At 64.3% G+C, this 20,944-nt stretch carries 17 protein-coding genes and 1 pseudogene; 9 read left to right on the plus strand and 9 right to left on the minus strand.

Translation table 11 applies throughout. From position 1 onward, the window contains the following. Positions 1-29: 29 nt before the first annotated feature. Positions 30-335: a panthothenate synthetase gene (locus FVF58_RS17555; protein ID WP_149671135.1), complete on the plus strand. Its 306-nt coding sequence runs from the start codon at positions 30-32 to the stop codon at positions 333-335. 77 nt (positions 336-412) lie between these two features. Here the strand turns inward: FVF58_RS17555 and FVF58_RS17560 are convergent, their stop codons facing one another. Next, on the minus strand, positions 413-1,654 hold the full coding sequence (locus FVF58_RS17560) for a Zn-dependent hydrolase (protein ID WP_149671136.1): 1,242 nt from the start codon (positions 1,652-1,654) through the stop codon (positions 413-415). A 159-nt stretch (positions 1,655-1,813) separates the two neighbouring features. On the opposite strand from FVF58_RS17560, the gene FVF58_RS17565 reads away from it, so the two are divergent. Next, positions 1,814-2,416 carry a phosphatase PAP2 family protein gene (locus FVF58_RS17565; RefSeq protein ID WP_149671137.1) on the plus strand — a complete coding sequence of 201 codons (603 nt, stop codon included), beginning with the start codon at positions 1,814-1,816 and terminating at the stop codon, positions 2,414-2,416. On the opposite strand, the gene FVF58_RS17570 is transcribed toward FVF58_RS17565, so the two are convergent. Continuing rightward, the gene (locus tag FVF58_RS17570) at positions 2,411-3,451 is read right to left on the minus strand and encodes a helix-turn-helix domain-containing protein (RefSeq protein ID WP_149671138.1); all 1,041 of its coding nucleotides are present in this window, start codon (positions 3,449-3,451) and stop codon (positions 2,411-2,413) included. The two genes, FVF58_RS17565 and FVF58_RS17570, sit on opposite strands and share 6 nt — an antisense overlap. A gap of 122 nt (positions 3,452-3,573) precedes the next feature. Beyond that, positions 3,574-4,468: pseudogene (locus FVF58_RS17575) on the minus strand (LysR family transcriptional regulator). A gap of 313 nt (positions 4,469-4,781) precedes the next feature. Here FVF58_RS17575 and FVF58_RS17580 point away from each other — a divergent pair. Further along, positions 4,782-5,528, plus strand: a complete 747-nt coding sequence (locus FVF58_RS17580; RefSeq protein ID WP_149671139.1) for an SDR family NAD(P)-dependent oxidoreductase — start codon at positions 4,782-4,784, stop codon at positions 5,526-5,528. 164 nt (positions 5,529-5,692) lie between these two features. Here FVF58_RS17580 and FVF58_RS17585 read toward each other — a convergent pair whose 3' ends face one another. Next, entirely contained in the window at positions 5,693-6,400 is a 708-nt protein-coding gene (locus tag FVF58_RS17585) for a dienelactone hydrolase family protein (protein WP_149671140.1), read from the minus strand. A gap of 295 nt (positions 6,401-6,695) precedes the next feature. Beyond that, complete coding sequence (locus FVF58_RS17590) at positions 6,696-7,760, minus strand: porin (RefSeq protein ID WP_425468949.1); 1,065 nt, start codon at positions 7,758-7,760, stop codon at positions 6,696-6,698. A gap of 359 nt (positions 7,761-8,119) precedes the next feature. Here FVF58_RS17590 and FVF58_RS17595 point away from each other — a divergent pair, with 359 nt between their 5' ends. Continuing rightward, entirely contained in the window at positions 8,120-9,187 is a 1,068-nt protein-coding gene (locus tag FVF58_RS17595; protein WP_149671141.1) for an SDR family oxidoreductase, read from the plus strand. A gap of 50 nt (positions 9,188-9,237) precedes the next feature. Here the strand turns inward: FVF58_RS17595 and FVF58_RS17600 are convergent, their stop codons facing one another. Then, positions 9,238-10,020: an IclR family transcriptional regulator gene (locus FVF58_RS17600; RefSeq protein ID WP_149671142.1), complete on the minus strand. Its 783-nt coding sequence runs from the start codon at positions 10,018-10,020 to the stop codon at positions 9,238-9,240. A 267-nt stretch (positions 10,021-10,287) separates the two neighbouring features. Here FVF58_RS17600 and FVF58_RS17605 point away from each other — a divergent pair, with 267 nt between their 5' ends. From FVF58_RS17605 to FVF58_RS17615, 3 genes are all read left to right on the plus strand, one after another. Then, the gene (locus FVF58_RS17605) at positions 10,288-11,682 is read left to right on the plus strand and encodes an MFS transporter (RefSeq protein WP_223191158.1); all 1,395 of its coding nucleotides are present in this window, start codon (positions 10,288-10,290) and stop codon (positions 11,680-11,682) included. Between the two features lie 52 nt (positions 11,683-11,734). Then, complete coding sequence (locus FVF58_RS17610) at positions 11,735-12,190, plus strand: type II 3-dehydroquinate dehydratase (RefSeq protein WP_149671143.1); 456 nt, start codon at positions 11,735-11,737, stop codon at positions 12,188-12,190. 287 nt (positions 12,191-12,477) lie between these two features. Beyond that, positions 12,478-13,986 carry an MFS transporter gene (locus FVF58_RS17615; protein WP_149671175.1) on the plus strand — a complete coding sequence of 503 codons (1,509 nt, stop codon included), beginning with the start codon at positions 12,478-12,480 and terminating at the stop codon, positions 13,984-13,986. Positions 13,987-14,181: 195 nt separating this feature from the next. On the opposite strand, the gene gudD is transcribed toward FVF58_RS17615, so the two are convergent. Further along, positions 14,182-15,531: a glucarate dehydratase gene (gene gudD, locus FVF58_RS17620; RefSeq protein WP_149671144.1), complete on the minus strand. Its 1,350-nt coding sequence runs from the start codon at positions 15,529-15,531 to the stop codon at positions 14,182-14,184. Between the two features lie 133 nt (positions 15,532-15,664). After that, complete coding sequence (locus FVF58_RS17625) at positions 15,665-16,996, minus strand: MFS transporter (protein WP_149671145.1); 1,332 nt, start codon at positions 16,994-16,996, stop codon at positions 15,665-15,667. A gap of 483 nt (positions 16,997-17,479) precedes the next feature. Between FVF58_RS17625 and FVF58_RS17630 the strand changes: the two genes are divergently transcribed. Together FVF58_RS17630 and FVF58_RS17635 are read left to right on the plus strand one after the other, a co-directional pair. After that, positions 17,480-18,190, plus strand: a complete 711-nt coding sequence (locus FVF58_RS17630) for a FadR/GntR family transcriptional regulator (RefSeq protein WP_149671146.1) — start codon at positions 17,480-17,482, stop codon at positions 18,188-18,190. Positions 18,191-18,369: 179 nt separating this feature from the next. Next, a complete protein-coding gene (locus tag FVF58_RS17635; protein ID WP_425468950.1) occupies positions 18,370-19,392 on the plus strand; it encodes a LysR family transcriptional regulator in 1,023 nt (340 codons plus the stop codon). A gap of 251 nt (positions 19,393-19,643) precedes the next feature. Here FVF58_RS17635 and FVF58_RS17640 read toward each other — a convergent pair whose 3' ends face one another. Further along, positions 19,644-20,753, minus strand: coding sequence for an alkene reductase (locus FVF58_RS17640; RefSeq protein WP_149671147.1), 1,110 nt, complete (start codon positions 20,751-20,753; stop codon positions 19,644-19,646). Between the last annotated feature and the right edge of the window lie 191 nt (positions 20,754-20,944).

A 20,944-nucleotide genomic window follows, 5' to 3' on the forward strand; every position in this document is an offset into this window, starting at 1 on the left:
GCCCTTTGGGCATTAACCAGGAGGACGACATGCGCATGCTTCTCAACATACGAATCCCGCACGAACCGTTCAACACCATGGTGCGCGACGGCAGCATCGGCGAAGTGATGGCGAAGATACTCGAAGAGGTGAAACCGGAGACGGTTTACTTCACCGAGCAGAGCGGACACCGTGGCGCGGTGCTCGCGGTGAACATCGACGACGCATCGGCTATTCCGTCGCTCGCGGAGCCATGGTTTCTGAAGTTCAACGCGGACTGCGAGCTGCGCATTGCGATGTTGCCGGAAGACCTGATGAAAGCCGGGCTGGACAAGCTCGGCGCGAAATGGAAATAGCGGGCAGGCAGCGAGGCGCGTGACGCGCGTCGGTGATTCAGCGGACGCGCCGTCACCGCTAACGCCACCGCAATTCATCACGACCGCGCCGCGCATTGCTCCTGAAGGATCGCAGCCGCAGCGGTGGCCGCGACCCGGCAGCCGAGGACGATATGCTCCTCGGCCGTATCTTCGATGAAGTCGTGACTCACGCCGCCGATGCTCGGCACGAACATCATGCACGCCGGCATGCAGCGCGATATGACCTGCGCGTCGTGCGCGGCCCCGCTCGGCATACGCAGCCATTGCCCCGGCGCGACGGCCTCGGCGGCTCTGGCGAGATGGTCCGCGAGCGCCGTGTGCATGCTCACCGGTTCCATCGGCGCGTCGAAGGTCGTCAGTTCCACGCTCACGCGATTGCGCGCATTGAAGTCACGCACCAGGTCCGCGAGCTTGCTCTCCATCGCCTGCAAGCGCGCGGCATTCGCGTCGCGGAATTGCAGGTACATATCGGCCGAGCCGGGCACGACGCTCAGCGAACCCGGATCGAGATCGATGCGGCCGACGGTCCACACGGTGTCGGCATCCGCGAGTTGCGCGAACGCATCGTTCATCGTGGCGATAAAAGCGACCAGCGCCGCGCCCGCGTCGCGCCGGATCGCCATCGGCGTGGTGCCGGCGTGATTGCGCTGCCCCGTGAAGCGCAAGCGCAACTCGCGTAACCCGACGATCGTCGTGACGACGCCAATCGCTTTGCCGGCCGCTTCGAGCCGGCCACCCTGCTCGATATGCGGCTCCAGATAGGCCACGTGCCGCCCGGCCTCGAAGCGCACGCGCGGCCGTCCAGCCAGACCTGCGGCTTCGAGCGCATCTTCGAGGCGCTGGCCCTCGCGATTCGTGGCGCCCCGAATCGATTCTTCGATCGGATCGCCCACGAAACTGCGGCTGCCAAGCAAGCCGGAAAAGGTGCCCTCTTCGTCGATCCACGATGCCACGTCCACAGCCAGATGCTTTGTCGCGGCGTCTTCCGCCAGCGCGCGGGCAATCTCCAGTCCGTAGATCACGCCCATCGCGCCGTCCAGCCAGCCGCCGGTCGGCTGCGTGTCGGTATGAGAGCCGACCACGAGCGCCGGGCCGCTGTTGCGTGAACGCCCGAACACGGTCCCCACGCCGTCGATGCCCGCGTCGAGCCCCGCTTCCGTCATCCGCGTGACGAGCCATTGGCGCGAGGCCAGATCCACCGGCGAGAGCGCAAGCCGAACCACGCCCGGCCCGGTAGCGCCGAAACTGCGTAGCCGCTTGAGGTCGGTCAGCAGGCGATCCGGATTGATCGTCACCACGTTTTCATCTCCTTTGATTGATGGTTCGCACTGCGTGGCCGTCGTGCAGCGCGGCGGCTAAGCATGCCATAAGCTTGGTCCACTAACATGGGTCGACGCAAATCCGGCAGCACGCGTCATCTCAACTCACTGATCCACGTCTGATAGAAAAGCCACGGCATGAATACACTCGAAGCGTTCAATCAGGCGCTCTTTCTAAAGCTCAACGCGACGCCGTCGACCCCGGCTTCGCAAATCGACCTCGCGCGCTTCATCGCGGACTACGTCATCTATCTCGTGCCGCTGTCGTTGGTCGCAATCTGGCTGTCCGGCGACGAACGCCGACGCCAAACCGCGCTGCGTGCGTGCTGCGTAGCCTGGCTCGCACTCGGCATCAATCAGCTCATCGCCCTGCTGTGGCCGCATCCTCGGCCGTTCGAGCTGGGCATCGGCCATACGTTCCTCGACCACGCGCCGGACTCGTCGTTCCCCAGCGACCACGCAACGATCTTCGCGTCCATCGCATTGACCTTGCTGTTGGGCAGCGTGCGCCGCTATGGCGTCGTGATCCTGTTGTGCGGTCTCGCCGTGGCCTGGGCGCGCGTCTTTGTCGGCGTGCATTTTCCATTCGACATGGCGGGCGCGGTCGCCGTGGCGGGCGTGGCCTTCATGCTGACCGCGCCGCTATGGCGGTGGCTCGGCGCGAGACTGACGCGCGCGCTGATCGCGGTGTACCGCAAGCTGCTGGCCTGGCCGATCGAACGTGGCTGGCTCTCGCTATAGCGCCGCGTTGCGCACGTGGCCGCCGTTGACGGCAGCCTGTGCCTGTCGCGCCAGCGCGCGAAAGTCGCTGGGCGACATGTCATACGCGCGCCGAAACGCGCGGGTGAAATCCGATGCGCTATTGAACCCCAACCCATACGCGACCTCGACAATCGCCTTATGCGGGTAGCGGTGCAGTTCATCGGCCGCTTCGCGCAGCCGCCGGTTGCGGATATAAGCGGCCAGCCCGCCCTCGGGTTCGAACAGTCGATACAACGTGGGCCGCGAAAGTTGCGACACGGCGAGCACGCTTTCGATCGTGAGATCCATTTGCCCGAGATTCGCGTCGATGAAACGCCGCGCCGTTGCGAACATCGCCGTGCGGGCGGCCGCGCGCGCATTGCCGCTCAACCCCGCCTCCTTGCCGAAGGCCGCCGCGATCAGCATCGCGCAAGTATGCATGGCTTCGTAGGCGTCGGGCGCGCTCATCGTCGGCAATCGCTTGCACAGGTCGGCGAGATGCGCCGGAATCATCCGCGCGAGTGGCGAGTGATATTCGATCACGCGGCCATGAACCGATTCCGCTTCCGGCAACACGGATTCCACCAGCTCACGCGGCAGAAAAAACGCCAGCACGCGACAGGCGCTGCGCGCCATCTGCATCGGCTGATTCATGTCGAGCGCGAGGATGCCCGGCTCGGACTGCAGCGCCTTGCGTTTCGGGTGCAGACCCGCGCCGGTTTCGAGCGTGCCTTCCACGGCCACATGAAACACGAACTGGCGAACCGAGTCCGTGGAAATGCGCGCGACCGATCGCGACTGCGAAATGGGATCGGTCTGGCAGTCCATGAAGGTCAGATCGCCGACGCGGTAGCTGTCGATCCTGCCGTTGAAGCCGTCGGCCAGTTGCGAGCGCGAGATCGGCACGTCGAGGAAATGACCCAGACGGTCCCGCCAGGCGATCGCCTGCGCGCGCGGCGCTTCGTGATACGTATCGAAGTGGCTATAGACGCAGCCCGTGGCCGCGGCATGCGTCGCTACGGAGTCGGTCGTCAAGGTATTCCCCGCCAGTTTCGTCAACTGCGAATCATATCCGCAGGCGGGGAAAACATCACGATCTGAGCGATGCGGCGGCGCCACAGTCGTACGCGAAGCCGCGTGTGCGCGGGCCTGTTGACTCAGCGCGATTCGTATCTGACCTGGACGCTCAGCTCATGGGCTCTGGACAGAAAAAGCTTCAGCACCGGCGATGTATTCGATCGGCTGTAGCCGATGACCAGATCGATAGCCGGCGCATCGCCTTCGAGCGGCCGGCTGACGACCGACCACGGCAACAGATTGTTCGCGTACTCGGGCATGAGCGCGAGCCCGCGCGCGGACGCCACGAGTGACATCGCCATCGCCAGATTGTCGACGCCGTGCGCAGGCGTGACGGTCACGCCGCAGTCCCGCAGATAGCGCTCGATCACGTCGTGCAGCACCGTCGCCTTATTCGACGCCATGATGAACGGCTCGCCGGCGAAATCCTCTGGACGGATCGCCGTGCGCGCGGTCAGGCGATGGTCGCTCGGCATCAGCACGACGAGCTTTTCGATGCTGACCACGCGATAGTCGAGATCGAAGCCCGGTTCGGCGCGCAGAAACGCGAGGTCGAGCTTGCCGCGAGCGAGCGCGTCGGCGAGGTCCGGTGAATAGTGGCTCGACACCGTGACGTCGATATCCGGCAGTTCGTCGCGCAGCAACTGCATCGCGCGCGGCAGCCACGTCATCTCCTGGCCGGTCAGAAAGCCCAGCGCGAAGAGCTGCCTGGCCGGCTGCGCGGCGCGCGGCCTCGATGGCGGCGTCGACTTGCGTCAACGCGAGCCGCGCGTGATCGAGAAAAGCCCTGCCCGCTGCCGTCAGCTCGACCCCGCGCGCGCTGCGGCTGAACAATTCCGCGCCGATTTCGTCTTCGAGATCGCGGATCTGACGGCTCAGTGACGGCTGCGACGTATGCAGACGCTGTTGCGCCGCCACGGTCAGGCTGCCCGTCTCCGCGACCGCCATGAAATACCGCAGATGCCGAAGTTCCATACACCCTCGCTCAGGCGTGCAACAGGCCATGCCTTGCTGGCATGCCTGCCAGCCTACAAAGTCTTTTTCCTTTGCGCAAGCCGTCGCTACATTACCCATCAGCAGCGACACGATAGTCAAACCAAACCCACTACGGCCTGACACCCATCGCTCACTCCATGCTTTTCATCTATATCGCAGAGGAACCGGAAATGAGCCAGCCAATCGCTCCAAACGATGTCGCGGCGACCCGCCGACTGAACCGCGCAAGCACGCTCGCGAATCTACGCCCGCTATCGCGCGGGCCTGCCAATCCCCTCAACGGAGTTACGCCATGAACAACCTCACCGGAAAGACCGCGCTCGTCACAGGCGCTTCACGCGGTATCGGCCGCGCCACCGCCCTCGCACTCGCCGAAGCGGGCGCGCAGGTTCTCGTTCACTACAGCAGCGCGGAAAAAGAAGCGGACGCCGTGGTCGCCGAAATTCGCGCAGCAGGCGGCAACGCGCAAAAAATCGCCGCGAATCTGCGCGACGCTCAAGGTCCGCATGCGCTGGCGAAACAGGTTCGAGCCGTAGTCGGCCGGCGTCTGGACATTCTGGTCGCGAACGCCGGCATTTCGAAAGCGACCAATATCGAGGAAACGACCGTCGAGGATTTCGACGACCTGTTCGCGGTCAACGTGCGCGCCCCTTACTTCCTCGTGCAGCAGTTGCTGCCGGTGATGTGCGAGGGCAGCTCGGTGATTCTGCTGTCGTCGCTTGCCGCACGTGCGGCGGTCGGGACGCTGTCGGCCTATGCAGCCACCAAAGGCGCGGTGGATACGCTCGTCAGGCATTTCGCGGCGGCGCTCGGCGAACGCGGCATTCGCGTGAATGCGGTCGCGCCGGGCGTGGTCGAAACGGACATGTCGAACTTCGCGAGGACCGATGCGGGACGCGATCTCACGTTGAGCATGCAGGCGTTGAAGCGCGTCGCGCAGCCCGACGATATCGGCGGCGCCGTGGCGTTTCTCGCGTCGGACGCCGCGCGCTGGATCACCGGCGAAACGCTGCATGTGGACGGCGGCTCGAAGCTCTGAGCTCGACGCGTGTCTTTGCGGTTGGATCTCGCCGCGAAGGCTTTGCGGTGTGCCGCGCAAACGTGTCGGCACATCGCAAGCATTTGCGCACGCGATCCAATGCATTGCCGCCTCGCCTTGAGAGCCATGACCGGCAAGCTCGCGACGCTCTTACGTCGCGCCGCTCACTTCCACAACGTGCGGCCGAAGAACGTCAGCGTGCGGTCCCATGCGAGCTGCGACCAGACCGGATCGAACTGGGTCTTCGCGATACGGCCCGGCCCAACCGCGGTTTCATTCGCGAACGCGTGATGCGCGAGATAGCGATGGAACTCGACATCGACGCTGGCTTCGGTCAGCTTCTTCTCCAACGCATCGACCGTTTCAGCGGAGAAGAACTCGTCCTGCAAAGCCCAGTGCCCGAGCACCGGCACCGTGATTTTCGACGCGTCGATGTATTCCAGCGGCGGGAAGCCGTACCACACCACCCCGGCCGCGACGTCGGGAATGTTGCACAGCGAAAGCCAGGTGAGCGCGCCGCCCATGCAATAGCCGGTCACGGCAACTTTCGCCGCGTGCTGCTTCAGATACTCGACGGCGCCGCGCACGTCCTGGGTAGCGGCGTCGCCGAAATCGAGCCCGCTCATCAAATGGTGCGCTTCTTCCTCTTCCAGCGTCGATTTGCCACGGTAGAGATCGGGCACGAGCGCCAGATAGCCGGCCTGCGCGAGGCGGTCCGCGACGCCGCGAATCTGTTCGTTCAAGCCCCACCATTCCTGAATCACGACGATGGCGGGCGCCCCTTCCAGCTTCTGCGGCTTGGCCAGATAGCCCTGAAGCTGCTGACCATCGGGGCGGCTGAAGGTGATCATCGATCCTGCTGGCTGTTTCATGGGTTACTCCTCGGGTGGATGAAGCCGCTAGCATAGCGCCAGCGCGGTTTTCGCACGCAGGCTCCTATTGCGCGCCGATCGTCGTCGGGCCGGGCTGCGCGGCGGATGGTTCACCTGGTGATTTCATTACAATTTGTCGCTGCATCCCTTTCTAAAAGGGCGGCAATCGACGTCGCAAAACGCGCTGTCCGCTGCAAGGCAATTAGCCCTCTTTCATTGCAATGAGGATTGGTTGCGAGTTACAAAAATATTTCCGCGTCCGGGACTGCGAAATCGGCCCGCAGAGTCGCATCCATCAAAACCGCTCGATTACCCCAAGCTGCACGCCCGCGACCGGCGCGCCCGGATAAGCGACCGGCAGCCCGACCACATTGACGCCGCGCAGCGTGAAGCTGGCGTCGTCGTGATTCCAGAGATAGGCCGCGCTGAAATAGAACAGCAGCGTGCGCGAGAAGTCGTATTCGAATGCCGCGCTGAACTGGTCGGCACTCGCGCCGGCAGTGGAATAGTCGCGCACGTGCGCATAGCCCAGCGATGCCCGCGCATGCGGCGACAAGCTGTATTGCGCCGACAGCGACCCGCCCGCGCCGTGATAGAACGGCGTCCCGCCGTCGCCGTTGAAAAAAGAAAGCCACACGCGCACGTTCTCGAACCCGTAACTCGCGCCGCCGAGATTCGCCCGCAACGCCCCGGCGCCGTGCGTCTGCTGCCGCGCGTATGAGAGCTTGAGTCCGTCGATCTGATACGCGGCGGTCAGATAGTAACCGTCGATCCCATTGCCATCGTTTTCCGACGGATCGCGCATCGCCATCATGACGGTCGCGCTGAAGCCGCCGACCAGCGGCGACAGATACGCGAGCGCGTTATTCGTGTACGGCGTGATCTTCGACAGGTTGTTGAGCCCGGACGCGATCGTGCCGGCGCCGAACGCATCGAGGTCGCCCTTGAACGGGATATAGATGGGCGAGTACTGGCGGCCGAATCGCAATTCACCCCACGTGCCGTGTGCGCCGATCCACGCCTGTCTGTTGAACAGTACACCCGGGGTTTGCAACGTGCCGTCCACCGAGCTGAAGCCGTTTTCCAGCGTGAACACGATCGCCAGGTCCGCGCCGATCGGTTCCGAGCCGTGCAGTCCGAATCGCGAGCCGCGATAGGCGCCCGAGTCCAGGCGCGGCGTCCAGCCGGAGCCGGGATTGGTGACTTCGAGACTGGTGTCGAGCACGCCGTACAGCGAAACGAAACCGGCACCCGTATCGGACGCCGCGATGCCATGCGTGCAAAACAGCAGCGCCGCGCCGCCGACGCCCGCGCGCAGAACCGCACATGAGCGCCGGATTGCGGCGCCCCGTGTCAGCACAGCGCGTCCGGGTCGCGTGGCCGTGAGCGGAAGCGGCGGTGTGCGGAACAGATGAGATCCTCCACAGACACATCAATCGTGCATACCGGGGATGAAAATTACCACGTTCATCACGCTGGCGCGGCACACGAAAATTACCGACGCACGCCGGGCTTCGCGGTGCGATGCCGCCCACAGAGCTTGCGCGCCGCCGCGAATCGCGTCATGAGCGCTCGTCAACGTCCGTCTTCAAACAGGCCGATAATCGCAAGTCCGGCAGGAAGAATACCCCACGGCCTTGTCACGATCCAGGCCTCCCGCCGCACGGCGCCCGCATGACCACGCCGTGTCCACGCACCTTCACTTACGAATTCAATCTCATGGATAAACGAGCACTCATCATTGGCGCAAGCGGCATCGTCGGCAGCAATCTCGCGGACCACCTGCTATCGAGCGGCTGGCAGGTGGCGGGAGTCTCGCGCGGCCGCACGCCGGTCTCATCGGCGATCGAAGCCATCACCGCCGACCTCGGTTCACCCGACTCCATCAACGGCGCGCTAGCCGGCAAACCATTCAGTCATGTGTTCTTCACCGCGTGGTCACGCCAGGCCACCGAGAAAGAAAACATTCGCGTGAACGGCGCGATGGTCCGTCATGTGATGGACGCCGTGGGGCCGGCAGGCACGCTCGTCCATGCCGCGCTTGTGACGGGACTGAAGCACTATCTCGGCCCCTTCGAGGCGTATGCGACCGGCGCGGTGCCGATCACGCCGTTCCGCGAGGAACAGGGGCGGCAACCCGTCGACAACTTTTACTACGAGCAGGAAGACCGCCTGTTCGAAGCCGCGCGGCGCTATGGGTTCAGTTGGAGCGTGCATCGTCCGCACACGATCATCGGCTATGCGCTGGGCAACGCGATGAACATGGGCGTGACGCTCGCAGTCTATGCATCGCTGTGCAAGCAGACCGGCCAGCCGTTCATCTTCCCGGGGTCGGGGGCGCAGTGGAACAGCCTCACCGACATGACCGACGCCAGGCTGCTCGCGCGACACCTCGAATGGGCGACCACGTCCGCGAACGCGCGCAATGAAGACTTCAACGTGGTCAATGGCGATGTGTTCCGCTGGAAGTGGATGTGGTCGCGCATCGCCGACTACTTCGGCATCGAAGGAGTGCCGTTCGACGGCGAGGTGCGTCCGCTGGAAGGCCGCATGCAGGACGCCGCCAAACCGTGGTCCGGGATCGCGGCGCGCTTCGGTCTGCAGGAGCCGGACATCGGCAAGCTCGCATCGTGGTGGCACACGGACGCCGATCTCGGCCGCCCGATGGAGGTGCTGACGGATATGACGAAGAGCCGCATCGCAGGCTTCCTCGACTATCAAAGCACGCCCGACGCGTTCTTCGCGCTGTTCGACCGCCTGAAGGCGGAGCAGGTCATTCCGCAGTGAGCTGAAGCGGACACGCAAGCGGTCAGCTTCTTGCTTCGATCGATACCCGCCTATCGCGTCCGATTGAACAGCGGCGACGCGTGACTCGCCGCGGCGAGTTCCGCGGCCGCCGCGAGCAGCGTCGGGCCGAGACTCTCCATGCGCTTTTCGTCGAGCCGCACGAGCGGCCCGGCAATGCTGATCACGCCCATGGCGGCATAACCGCGCCGCTGCACGGGCGCGGCCATCGCGGTCATGCCGGGCGCGAACACCTCGTTGATCGTCGCGTAGCCGCGTTCACGCGCGGCATGCACGAACTTCAGCAATCCATTGATGGTGGTCGGCGCGTTCGGCCCGTATTGTTTCGGCTGCCCAAAGCCCTGGCGCGAGACGAGTTCGAGCGCGCGTTCGTCCGTCATGGTCATCATCCATGCATGACCCGTCGCGCTGCACGACAGGATCGTGTCCATGCCCATGTCCGGGTCGTAGCGCAGCCCCTTCAGCGCGCCTTGCGACTTCGCGACCCACGTGAGCCGGTCGCCGTCCACGATCGCGAGCCGCACCAGTTCACCCGACTTCTCGGCGAGCCGGTCGAGCATGGTCTGCGCGATATCGACGATGCCCGACGTCGCAAGAAAGCCGAGTCCGAGACCCACGAGTTTGGTGGTGAGCACGTAGTCGCCGTGTTCGCGCAACTGCCGCACGTAACCGCATTGCTTCAGATCGACGAGCAGCCGATGACACGCGCTGCGCGGAATATCGAGCTCGTCGGCGATCATCGCGAGCGGTGTGCCCTCCATCTGCGTGGCGAGATATTCGAGCACCGCGAGAGTGCGTTCCGTGACGCCGGGCATATCGGTCTCCGTGTTTTGCCTGGGCCGCCGCAAGCGGGCGGCAGCGGTTTGCCAGCGCAGTTTTGCACATTATGAGATCGAATTCCACCCTGGAATGGCATACCACCCAACGATGCTAATCTGTTTTCAAGGCCGCGACGTCGCACGATGACAGCACAACGCGCCGAGTCAATCGACCAGACAAAGAGCAGGAGCGGACCGCGGCGAAGCGTTGACGAGTTTCGCTCATCACCCGACCCCCGCACGGCAGACGGACAAGGAGACAACATGATTCAGGATGCACAGGCCGGCACAAACGCCGCGAACACCGCGCACGCAGCGATGCGCACGCGAGCGGTCACCGCCGCCGCGATCGGCACGGCGCTCGAGTGGTTCGACTTCACGCTGTATGGCGCGCTCGCCGCCACGATTTTGCCAAGGCTGTTTTTCCCGGCGATGGACCCGACCTCCGCGTTGCTCGCGTCACTGGCGACTTTCGGCGTGGGACTTGCCGCGCGACCGCTCGGCGCGATCATCTGCGGGCATCTGGGCGACAAGCTCGGACGCCGCAATCTGATGCTGGGGACCGTCACCGTGATGGGCCTCGCGTCGATGGCGATGGGTCTGTTGCCGACCTACGCGAGCATCGGCGTGTGGGCGCCGGTGTTGCTGGTGCTGCTGCGCATTCTGCAAGGCTTCGCGCTGGGCGGCGAATCGACCGGCGCGCAACTGATGGCGATCGAACACGCGAGCCCCGACCGGCGCGGCAAGTACTCGGGACTGCTCGGCCTGTGCTCGCCGCTGAGCCAGATCATGGCTAACGGCGTGCTGCTTCTGCTGTCGTCCACGATGTCGGCGCAGGCATTCGATTCGTATGGCTGGCGCATCCCGTTCGTGCTGAGCTTCATCCTCGTGATCGTGGGCCTCTACATCCGGCTGCGAGTCAGCGAAACCCCCGCGTTCGTGGCGCTGCGTAAGACGGAAGTCGTGCACGTGGGCAGCCCGTTGCGCGATGCGCTCCGTCTGCACTGGCGCACCGTGCTGCGCTGGATGCTGTTCTTCTGCGGACCGGCCGCGATCTTCTATCTGATCGTGGTGTTCTCGCTCAGCTACATCACCAAGACGCTCGCCATTCCGAAGCAGACCGGATTTCTGCTGCTGATGGGCGCCAACGTCTGCGCGATCGTCGGCGCGCTCGCCGGCGGCATGTTGAGCGACAAGATCGGCCGCAAGAAGGCGCTCGCGATCGGCTCGACCGCGACCTTGCTGATGCTGTTCGCCTACTTCCAGATTCTCGATACCAAAAGCTTTGTGCCGATGCTGGCCGCGATGGGCTTCTTCCTCGGCTTCACGCAGTTTCAAAGCGGCATCCAGCCGGTCGCCTTCGCGGAAGCGTTTCCGACCAACGTTCGCTACTCCGGCTCGGCGCTTGCCTATACGGGTGCGAACCTGGTGGCGGGCGGTCCGATGCCGGTGCTGGCCGTGTGGCTCTTCTCGGTGTGCAACGGATCGCCGTGGGGAGTCGTCGCGGTGTGCGTGGTCTTCAACGTGATCTCGCTCCTGATGATCCTGACGGCACGCGAAACGCGCGGCATCGACATGAATCGCACCGATTCGGCCGCGGCCGTGACCGGCGAAGCGGACTTCGCAACGGCCGGGGTGGGCAACAGCCGTCACACGTAAGCGTTGCTGCGCTCCGGTAACAGATTGAATTTTGCAAACAGGCGACTGAACAATGACTGATCTCGTATATGTATTGAATGGCTCGAATCTGAACATGCTCGGCAAGCGCGAGCCGCATCTGTACGGCACGACCACGCTGGCGCAGATTCAGCAGCAGGTGGAAGCGCTCGCGGCGAAGCTCGAACTGCGCTGCGAATTCCGCCAGACCAACAGCGAGGCGACCATGGTCGACTGGCTGCAGGAAGCGTTCGAACGGGACGCCGCGGTGATCATCAACCCTGCGGGCTTTTCGTTCGCGTCGGTGCCGGTGTTCGACGCGGTCAAGCTGATCGAGCGTCCGCTGATCGAGCTGCACATCACCAACATTCACAAGCGCGACGAAACCTACCGCCACTCGCTGATCTCGCGCGCGGCGACCGGCGTGATCTGCGGACTCGGCGCGAACGGCTACCTCGTCGCGCTGCAGGCCATGGCGATGGCGCTCGGCAGGAGCGCGAATTTCGGCTGACGCTCCCAGCTCACGGGTGGCAGAGATCGTATGTCGCCCCGCCCGCAGCATGCCGTGCCTGGCGGCACGGCATTTTTTTGTCCATTTTTCGCGTACAAACTGCCAGAAAAGAGTTTTGTCCTAGGGAAAACCCGTATAATCGCCAGCAAGAGGTCAGACAACTTGAACAGGTTGCCGTCGAGACCCTGGCCCGCGATCCGCCGCGCGGCGTCCACCCTGAACCGCCCTTTGCCAGCTCCGTGAACCCGACTGCCACTGCACTGCCCTTCCGAAACGCCCTCTTCGCGATGCTCGGCATCGGCCTCGTCAATATGCTGGTCGCGCTCGACCAGACGGTCGTCAGCACCGCGCTGCCGTCGATCGTCGCCGAACTGCACGGCTTCGAATACTTCGCGTGGATTGCCAGCGCGTACCTGCTGGCGTCGGTGGTGACGGTGCCGGTATTCGGGCGGCTCGGCGACTATTTCGGCCGCAAGCGTTTCGTGATCGCCGCGGTGATCACGTTCACGGTGGCCTCAGTGCTGTGCGGCGTCGCCAACGACATGCTGTTCCTCGTGATCGCGCGCGGCTTGCAAGGCGTCGGCGGCGGGATGATGGTCGGCACGGCGTTCGCGTCGATACCGGATCTGTTTCCCGATGCTCGCACGCGAGTGCGCTGGCAGGTGGTGCTGGCCGCCGCCTACGGCATCGGCACTGCCGCCGGCCCGTCGCTGGGCGGCTGGATGAGCGAACACTGGGGCTGGCGCTCCACCTTCCTGATCAACTTGCCGGTCGGCGCCGCCGCGCTGTATTTCATCTGGGCGCATCTGCCGAGCTTCCGCCGTCCGCAGGAAGGCGAGGTCAAGATCGACTGGCTCGGCGCGGCGCTGGTCGCGGCGGTACTCGCCGGTTTGCAGACCTTGATCGAAGCGGTGCCGAAAAGCGGGCTGACCACCGGTAACCTCATTCTGGCGGTCTGCGTGGTCGCCGGCGCGATCGCGTTGTTCGTGTGCGAGAAGCGCGCCACGCATCCGATCATTCCGCTCGACCTGTTCGAAGACCCGCAACTCGTGACGCTGTTCACGCTCGGCATGTTGTCCGGCTTCGTGATGTTTTCGCTGATCTTCTTCGCGCCGCTGCTGCTGCAAGGCGGCTTCGGACTGTCGCCGCAACAGGCCGGTCTGATCGCGACGCCGATCGCCGCGTGCATCGCGCTCGGCAGCCTGCTGAACACGCGCATCGTGATTCACATGAACAAGCCCACGCGGATTCTGTCGATCGGCTTCGCGCTGCTCATGTTCGCGTCGATCGCGCTGGCGTTCGCGAATCCGGGCACACCGCACCTGCGAATCGAATTGCCGATGGCGGCGGTCGGCATCGGCCTCGGGTTCATCCTCAACAATCTGAATGTGTTCGCCCAGGAGATTGCCGGGCGTGAGCGCTTCGGCATCACGACCGCGCTGCTGCAGTCCACGCGGATGGTGGGCGGCATGCTCGGCACGAGCATTGTCACGACCGTGGTATCGCATCACTACCGCAACGTCGTCACGCGCACGATGAGCGTGCTCGGCGAACCGGCCGCGTCGCAATGGCGGCCGCGCTTCGTCGATCTGCGCATTCTCATCGACGAGGCGTCGCGGCTGAAGCTGATCGCGGATATGAAATCGTCAGGGCTCGATACGCTCGCGTTGATCGACACCGCGCGCGATGCGCTGGTGCAATCGATTCATATCGGCGTATGGCTGACGGCGGTTGCGTCGCTGGCGGCGGCGCTGCTGGTGCAGCGGATCTCGCATGTGGTGTTCCGGCGGAGCTGATGCCGGGTTGGGATCGCCTCTGCGCGCGGTCCCGGTTAGCGTGGTGAGCGCTGCACCTGCGTGATGGGGTTCGCGCACAAGGCATAGCGCGCGGCCCCGCTCGTGAGGCGCCGCGCGATCACCTGGCCTGAACGACGCCCGCAACGTGCGGGCGCGCGGGCGCGGTCTCCCACGCATGCGCGATGCACCCTGGCTTTAGCGCACCAGACACGGCCGCTTGTTATCGAACTTCCAGTTCGGAATCAGGTATTGCATCGCGACGCCATCGTCGCGCGCGCCCAGGCCATGCTGCTGATACAGCGCGTGCGCCTTCTCGATCTCGTCCATGTCCAGTTCGACGCCGAGCCCCGGCGCCTGCGGCACCTTCACCTTGCCGCCGACGATCTGCAACGGCTCACGCGTCAAACGCTGACCGTCCTGCCAGATCCAGTGCGTGTCGATCGCCGTGATCTTGCCGGGCGCGGCGGCCGCCACGTGCGTGAACATCGCCAGCGAAATATCGAAGTGATTGTTCGAATGCGAGCCCCACGTGAGCCCCCAGTCGTTGCACATCTGCGCGACGCGCACCGAGCCCTGCATGGTCCAGAAATGCGGATCGGCCAGTGGAATATCCACCGACTGCAACTGGATCGCATGGCCCATCTGGCGCCAGTCGGTGGCGATCATGTTGGTTGCCGTCGGCAGGCCGGTCGCGCGGCGGAATTCGGCCATCACCTCGCGGCCCGAATAACCATTTTCCGCGCCGCACGGATCTTCCGCGTAAGCGAGCACGTCGTGCTGGTCGCGGCACAGGCGCACCGCTTCGGCGAGCGACCACGCGCCGTTCGGGTCGAGCGTCACGCGCGCGTGCGGGAAGCGTTCGGCCAGCGCGGTGACCGCTTCGATTTCGGCGTCGCCGGACAGCACGCCGCCCTTGAGCTTGAAGTCGTTGAAGCCGTAGCGCGCCTGCGCGGCCTCGGCCAAGCGCACGACCGCTTCGGGGGTCAGCGCCTCTTCGGTGCGCACGCGCTCCCAGTCGTCGCGGCCATCGGCGCCGCTCGCATACGGCAGGTCGGTCTTGTTGCGATCGCCGATATAGAACAGGTAGCCGAGCATCTCCACTTCGTCGCGTTGCTGGCCTTCGCCGAGCAAGGCCGCGACCGGCACGCCCAGATGCTGGCCGAGCAGATCGAGCAGCGCCGCTTCGAGCGCGGTCACCGCGTGAATGGTGGTGCGCAGATCAAACGTCTGCAAGCCACGGCCACCCGCGTCGCGGTCCGCGAACTGCGTGCGCGCCTTGTTCAGGATAGCTTGCAAATTACCGATCGACTGACCGACGACGAACGGACGCGCGTCGTCGATGGTTTTGCGGATATTCTCGCCACCCGGCACTTCGCCGACGCCGGTGTGGCCCGCGCTGTCACTCAGAATGACAATGTTGCGCGTGAAGAATGGACCATGTGCGCCGCTCAGATTCATCAACATGCTGTCGCGGCCGGCGACCGGCACCACTCGCAGTTCGGTGACGATCGGCGTGGCGTTCGATTCAGAGGGTTTCGTGGACATGAAAATAAGCTCTGTTGAGTGAGTAAGCCGGCAGGTGGACATCATCGCGACCGTTGCGTGCGCTCGACACCGATACCGGATGGAAATTGGCAAACCCGTGACGCTCGATTGACCGTAGTGAGCGTCAGTGTAGTCAATGTGCTTTGCTGTGCAACGCCTCCGGCAGCACGCCGCGATCGCCCCGTCGACTGCGCGTGAGGAAACCGGCCGCCGCCGCGATCAGCGAGGCCACGCCCAGGCCATACAGACCACCGGTAATCGAACCGGTGTGCTGCTGCAGATAGCCGAAGGTGGCCGGCGCGAAGAATCCGCCGAGGTTGCCCAGCGAGTTGATCAGCGCGATCACGCCGGCGGCCACGCGGGCATCGAGGTAGCCCTGCGGAATCGGCCAGAACAGCGACGAGGCCGCCTTGAAGCCGATCGCGGAAAAGCAGATCGCCACGAAGGACGTGACCGGATTGCCCGAGGTCGACGCGAACAGCCCGCATGCCGCGATGACGAGCGCCACCGCGAGCCATGCCTGCTGGAAGCGCCACTTCGCCGACAGCACCGCGAAGCAGTACATCGCGACCATCGCGATCAGCCACGGAATGGCGTTGAGCATGCCGACTTCGAAGTCGGACAGACCACCCATCTTGCGGATGATGGTCGGCAACCAGAAGGTGGCCGCGTAAATGGTCAACTGGATCGCGAAGTACAGCAGGCAGAACAGCACGATCTGCGGGTCCTTCAGCAGCTTCAGCGTGGGCAAATGCGCGCCGCCGTGCGCTACGCGCTCGGCCTGCTCCGCCGCGATCGAGCGCGCGAGCACGGTCTGCTCTTGAGCGGTGAGCCATGTCGCGTCGCGAATGTGCGACTTGAGCAGCATCCAGCTGACGCCGCACAGCACGATCGAAAAACCGCCTTCGATGAGGAACATCCACTGCCAGCCTTGCAGCCCGAAGCCGCGAATGGACAGCAGCGTGCCGGTGATCGGACCGGACAGCACGGACGCGAGCGCCGAGCCGGAGAGAAAAACCGCGACGGCCTTGCCGCGCTCTTTCTGCGGGAGCCATTGCGTGAAGTAATACACCACGCCGGGGAAGAAGCCGGCTTCGGCCACGCCCAGCAAGAAGCGCAGCACGTAGAACGAAGTGTCGTTCCACACGAACGCCATGGCCGCCGCGACCAGCCCCCACGTGCCCATGATGCGGGTGAGCCAGGCGCGCGCGCCGTACTTCTGCATCAGCACGTTCGACGGCACTTCGAACAGCGCGTAGCCGATGAAGAACAAACCGCTGCCCAGCCCATAAGCCGCAGCGCCGATGCCCAGGTCCGTCTGCATGTGCGAATTGACGAAGCCGATGTTCACGCGGTCGATGTAGTTCGCGATGAACATGATCAGGAAAAGCGGCAGTATGTGTCGCTTGACCTTCGAAACCGCGGAATCCAGCGGGTCGATTGCGGCGGTGAGAGCAGATGTCAAGGTTGTCTCCAGTGTCGGTCGCGCGGGCGGACTGATCGAACACAACGCGGGGCGGCGGAGCCCGGTGGCTCATCGCCTCGACCGCGTTATATGTTGTCTGATGACATTTTATCGTGAGCCCGGCATCAAGTCCAATCGAGTGTTTACCCTGCGTAACCTTTTGTGATTACTGGGATTACAGGATTCAAAACTGGCTTGCAAGGTTTCTGGAAGTTGAACTAGGACGTCTGATGACTAAATTTCCTCAACGCTGTGCACCAGACTAACCGCCCCGGCATTCGCAGGCGCCCCTGCCTACGGCACGAAGCGCGGCAGTCGCTCCCTCGCGAAGCCGAGCAAACAGCAAGCGCCGTCGACAAGCCGGGAATCGAGTAAAGTCCTGTGCGATACTTTGCGGAAAATCCAGGTCACGGCATCCTCCCGCCGCCGTTACCCGCACGCTCAAGCGTCCGCATCCAGCCGATTAGTCAACTAGCCACAAAAATGTCCAGCCTAACTGAGAAGGTGGTGGCCACCCTTTCCGATGAAATTCGCCGTGGCACCCTGCGCCCCGGCGACCGCATTCCCACCGAAGTCGCGATGATGAAGCAGCTGTCGGTGAGCCGCTCCGTGGTTCGCGAGGCGATTTCGCGCCTGCAGGCGGCCAAAGTGGTCGAGACGCGCCACGGCATCGGCACGTTCGTGCTGGCGCCCGCCGCCGAAAGGCCGGTGCAACTGGCCGCCGCCGACCTGTCCAGCATGCTGGACGTGATGGCGATCATCGAATTCCGTATCGATGTCGAGGCGGCCGCGGCCGCGCTCGCCGCAGCACGGCGCACCGAGCAGAACCTCAAGCAGATTCGCGCCGCGCTCGATAGCTTCGAGTCGGAACTCGAACGCGGCAGCACGGATACGCTGGCGCACGACATCGAGTTTCATCTGCAGATCGCGCGTGCCAGCGGCAACCGCTACTTCTTCGACGTGCTCAGCCAGCTCGGCCGCGCGGTGAGCCCGCGCACGCGGCTCGGGTCCGCCGAGATCGCGGAACTCGACCATATCGAGCTCCTGCGCAACGTGCTCGGCGAGCACCAGATGATTTATCGCGCGATCGAACGGCAGGACCCCGATGACGCGCGCGCAGCGATGCGGATGCATCTGAGCAACAGCCGCGAAAGGCTGCGGCGCGCGCATGAGTTGAGTCGAGCGCACGGCTGATTCTGGCGGTTGCGGTGGTCAGCCTGCTTGCGCTGCCCGTTGCTCGTTGCCAACGAGTCGCGTTGTCGTTCATGTGCGGCAAGCCGTTATCGCACTGATCCGCGCGCAGCCGCTCTGCTCCGCTTGCGAGCCGGGACTGTTCCCGGCGATTGATGAGCGGCCCTGACAAGGAGCTTCCGATGACGCCGCCCAATCACGCCGGCCGTTCCGCAATCGCCACGCCGCGTTCGGCGGCGCTTTTCGCCGTCAACGAAACCGGCGCGTCCACCGGTGCGATGGACCGCTTCGGCTCGCTCAACATATTTGTGCGCGCCGCCGAAACGCGCAGCTTCACCGAAGCGGGACGCAAATTGGGGATCTCGTCGTCGGCGGTCGGCAAGGCGATCTCACGGCTCGAAGGACGGCTCGGCGTCCGCCTCTTTCATCGCAGCACGCGCAGCATCGCATTGACGCCCGAAGGCGCGACGTTCCTGACGCGCTGCCAGCGCATCATCGGCGAGATCGAGGCCGCCGAAACCGAATTGGCGCTCGCCAATGCCGAGCCGCGCGGACGGCTGCGGGTCAGCATGCCGATGGTCAGCACGCTGATGATGCCCGTGATCGGCGCATTCATGAGAGCGTACCCGGACATCACGCTCGATATCGATTTCTCCGACCGGATGGTGGATGTGATCGAAGAAGGTTTCGACGTGGTGACGCGTACCGGCGATGCCGCCGACTCGACACTCGTCACGCCCGCGATGGGCGTGTTCCGGCAAATGATCGTCGGCTCGCCGGCGTACTTCGCGCGACGCGGCATGCCTACGGAGCCCGAGCAACTGCGCGAGCATGCGTGTCTCCAGCATCGTTTTCCGACTACCGGCAAATTGCGGCGCTGGCCATTGAGTCGCGACGGCGAGACGCTGGACATCGAGCTGCCGACCGTGGCCATCGCCACCGCCGTCGAACCGTTGACGTTGCTCGCCGAACAGGGTCTGGGGCTGGCCTGCGCACCTGACTTCACGGTGCGCGCGCAACTGGCGCAAGGCTCGCTGGTTGCCGTGCTACAACCGTATCTGGATACTCCCAGCGTGTTTCGGGCGCTATGGCCGTCCGGGCGGCAAATCTCGCCGAAAGCGCGGGTCTTTGTCGATTATCTGAGCCAGCATCTGTTTCCGGATTCCGCTGCGGCGGTGGGCGAAGACGCGGCGAAACGCGATTGAAGTGACGGGGCTTCGCGTGGTTCTTGGCGCCTGTCCTCGTCGTCGTCCGCGCAACCTATCTTGCGGCTTGTGCATCGGATATCGCGCTCGTCGCAACGCCCTCTTCGCTACCGCGCACCCGACACAAGACGGCCAGCCTTTGCAAAGCGCTTCGCGTCTCGTCCCGCGCTTTGCTCGGCGCACTAAAAAGCCAGCGTATCGCGCCGAAACACGCTGGCCATTCCAGCCGATCGAGGCAACCATTCCCCCGCTTACGCAGCCACTGCCTCTTCGTCATAAAACGGATAGTCGGTGTACCCGACTTGCGTGCCGCCGAAGAACGTCGGCCTGTCATACGCATTGAGCGGCAAGTTGCGGCGCAAGCGTTCCGGCAGATCCGGGTTCGCGATGAAGTCGCGGCCGAAGGCGACGAGGTCCGCATCGCCATCGGCCAGAATGGCTTGCGCCGACTCGCCCTTGAAACCGCCCGCCGTGATGATCGTCCCAGGATAGTGTTTGCGGATCTTCCGCGCCGCGACTGGACTCGGATCGCGGCTTTCATCTTCGATGTCGCCCGAGATACGCGGCTCGATCAGATGCAGATAAGCGAGATCGAGTTTCGCGAGTTGCGCCGCGACGTAAGTGAACAGGCCGACCGGGTCGCTATCCGACATATCGCCCCACGATCCGCTCGGCCCGAGGCGCACGGCGACCCGATCGCTGCCCCACACCGAAATCACCGCGCGGGTCGCCTCCATCAACAGGCGGGCGCGATTTTCGAGCGAGCCGCCGTACGCATCCGTGCGCTTGTTGCTGCCGTCCTGAAGGAACTGATCGAACAGATAGCCGTTCGCGCCATGCAACTCGACGCCGTCAAAGCCCGCCTTCACGCCGCGTTCGGCCGCCGTCCGAAAGCGCTCGACAAGCGCGGCGATCTCGTCGATCGCGAGCGCGCGATTCGGCGTGTTCGGAATCCAGCCGGCTCGCGTATAAGCGACGCCGCCATGCGGCACTTCGGACGGTCCCACCGGTTGACGTCCATCGGGCTGCAACTCGGCATTCGACTGACGCCCCGCGTGATAGAGCTGCAGGAAGATCCTGCCGCCCTTCGCATGCACCGCGTCGGTGACTTCGCGCCAGCCGGCGATCTGGCTGTCGTCGTAGAGGCCAGGGGCGCCGAGATAGCCGTTGCCGTCGACGGCCGCAATGGTCGCCTCGCTGATCAGCAACGCCCCGGCCGAGGTGCGCTGCGCGTAGTACTCGGCCATCAGACGGCCGGGCCGCGCGCCTTCTTCGGCACGCATCCGCGTCAACGGTGCGAGCACGACGCGGTGCGCGAATTCATAAGGCCCGACTTTGACCGGCGTAAACAGCTTGTTCATGAGGTTCTCTCGAAAGTGATCCGTGAAGGATTGCCGCCAAACGCTCAATGCGTTGTGCGGCGCTGGATCACAATCTATAGGCGCAGCCCGGTTGGAAAAACGGGCCGCGCTTTCGAATACTTCGGACCGGGCAGTCCGCAATGCGCTGGAACCTTGCGAGCACTGGGCTGCGCGGCGGTCCGCCGATTGTT

It is taken from the genome of Paraburkholderia panacisoli (assembly GCF_008369935.1).
Classification (GTDB): Bacteria; Pseudomonadota; Gammaproteobacteria; order Burkholderiales; family Burkholderiaceae; genus Paraburkholderia; species Paraburkholderia panacisoli.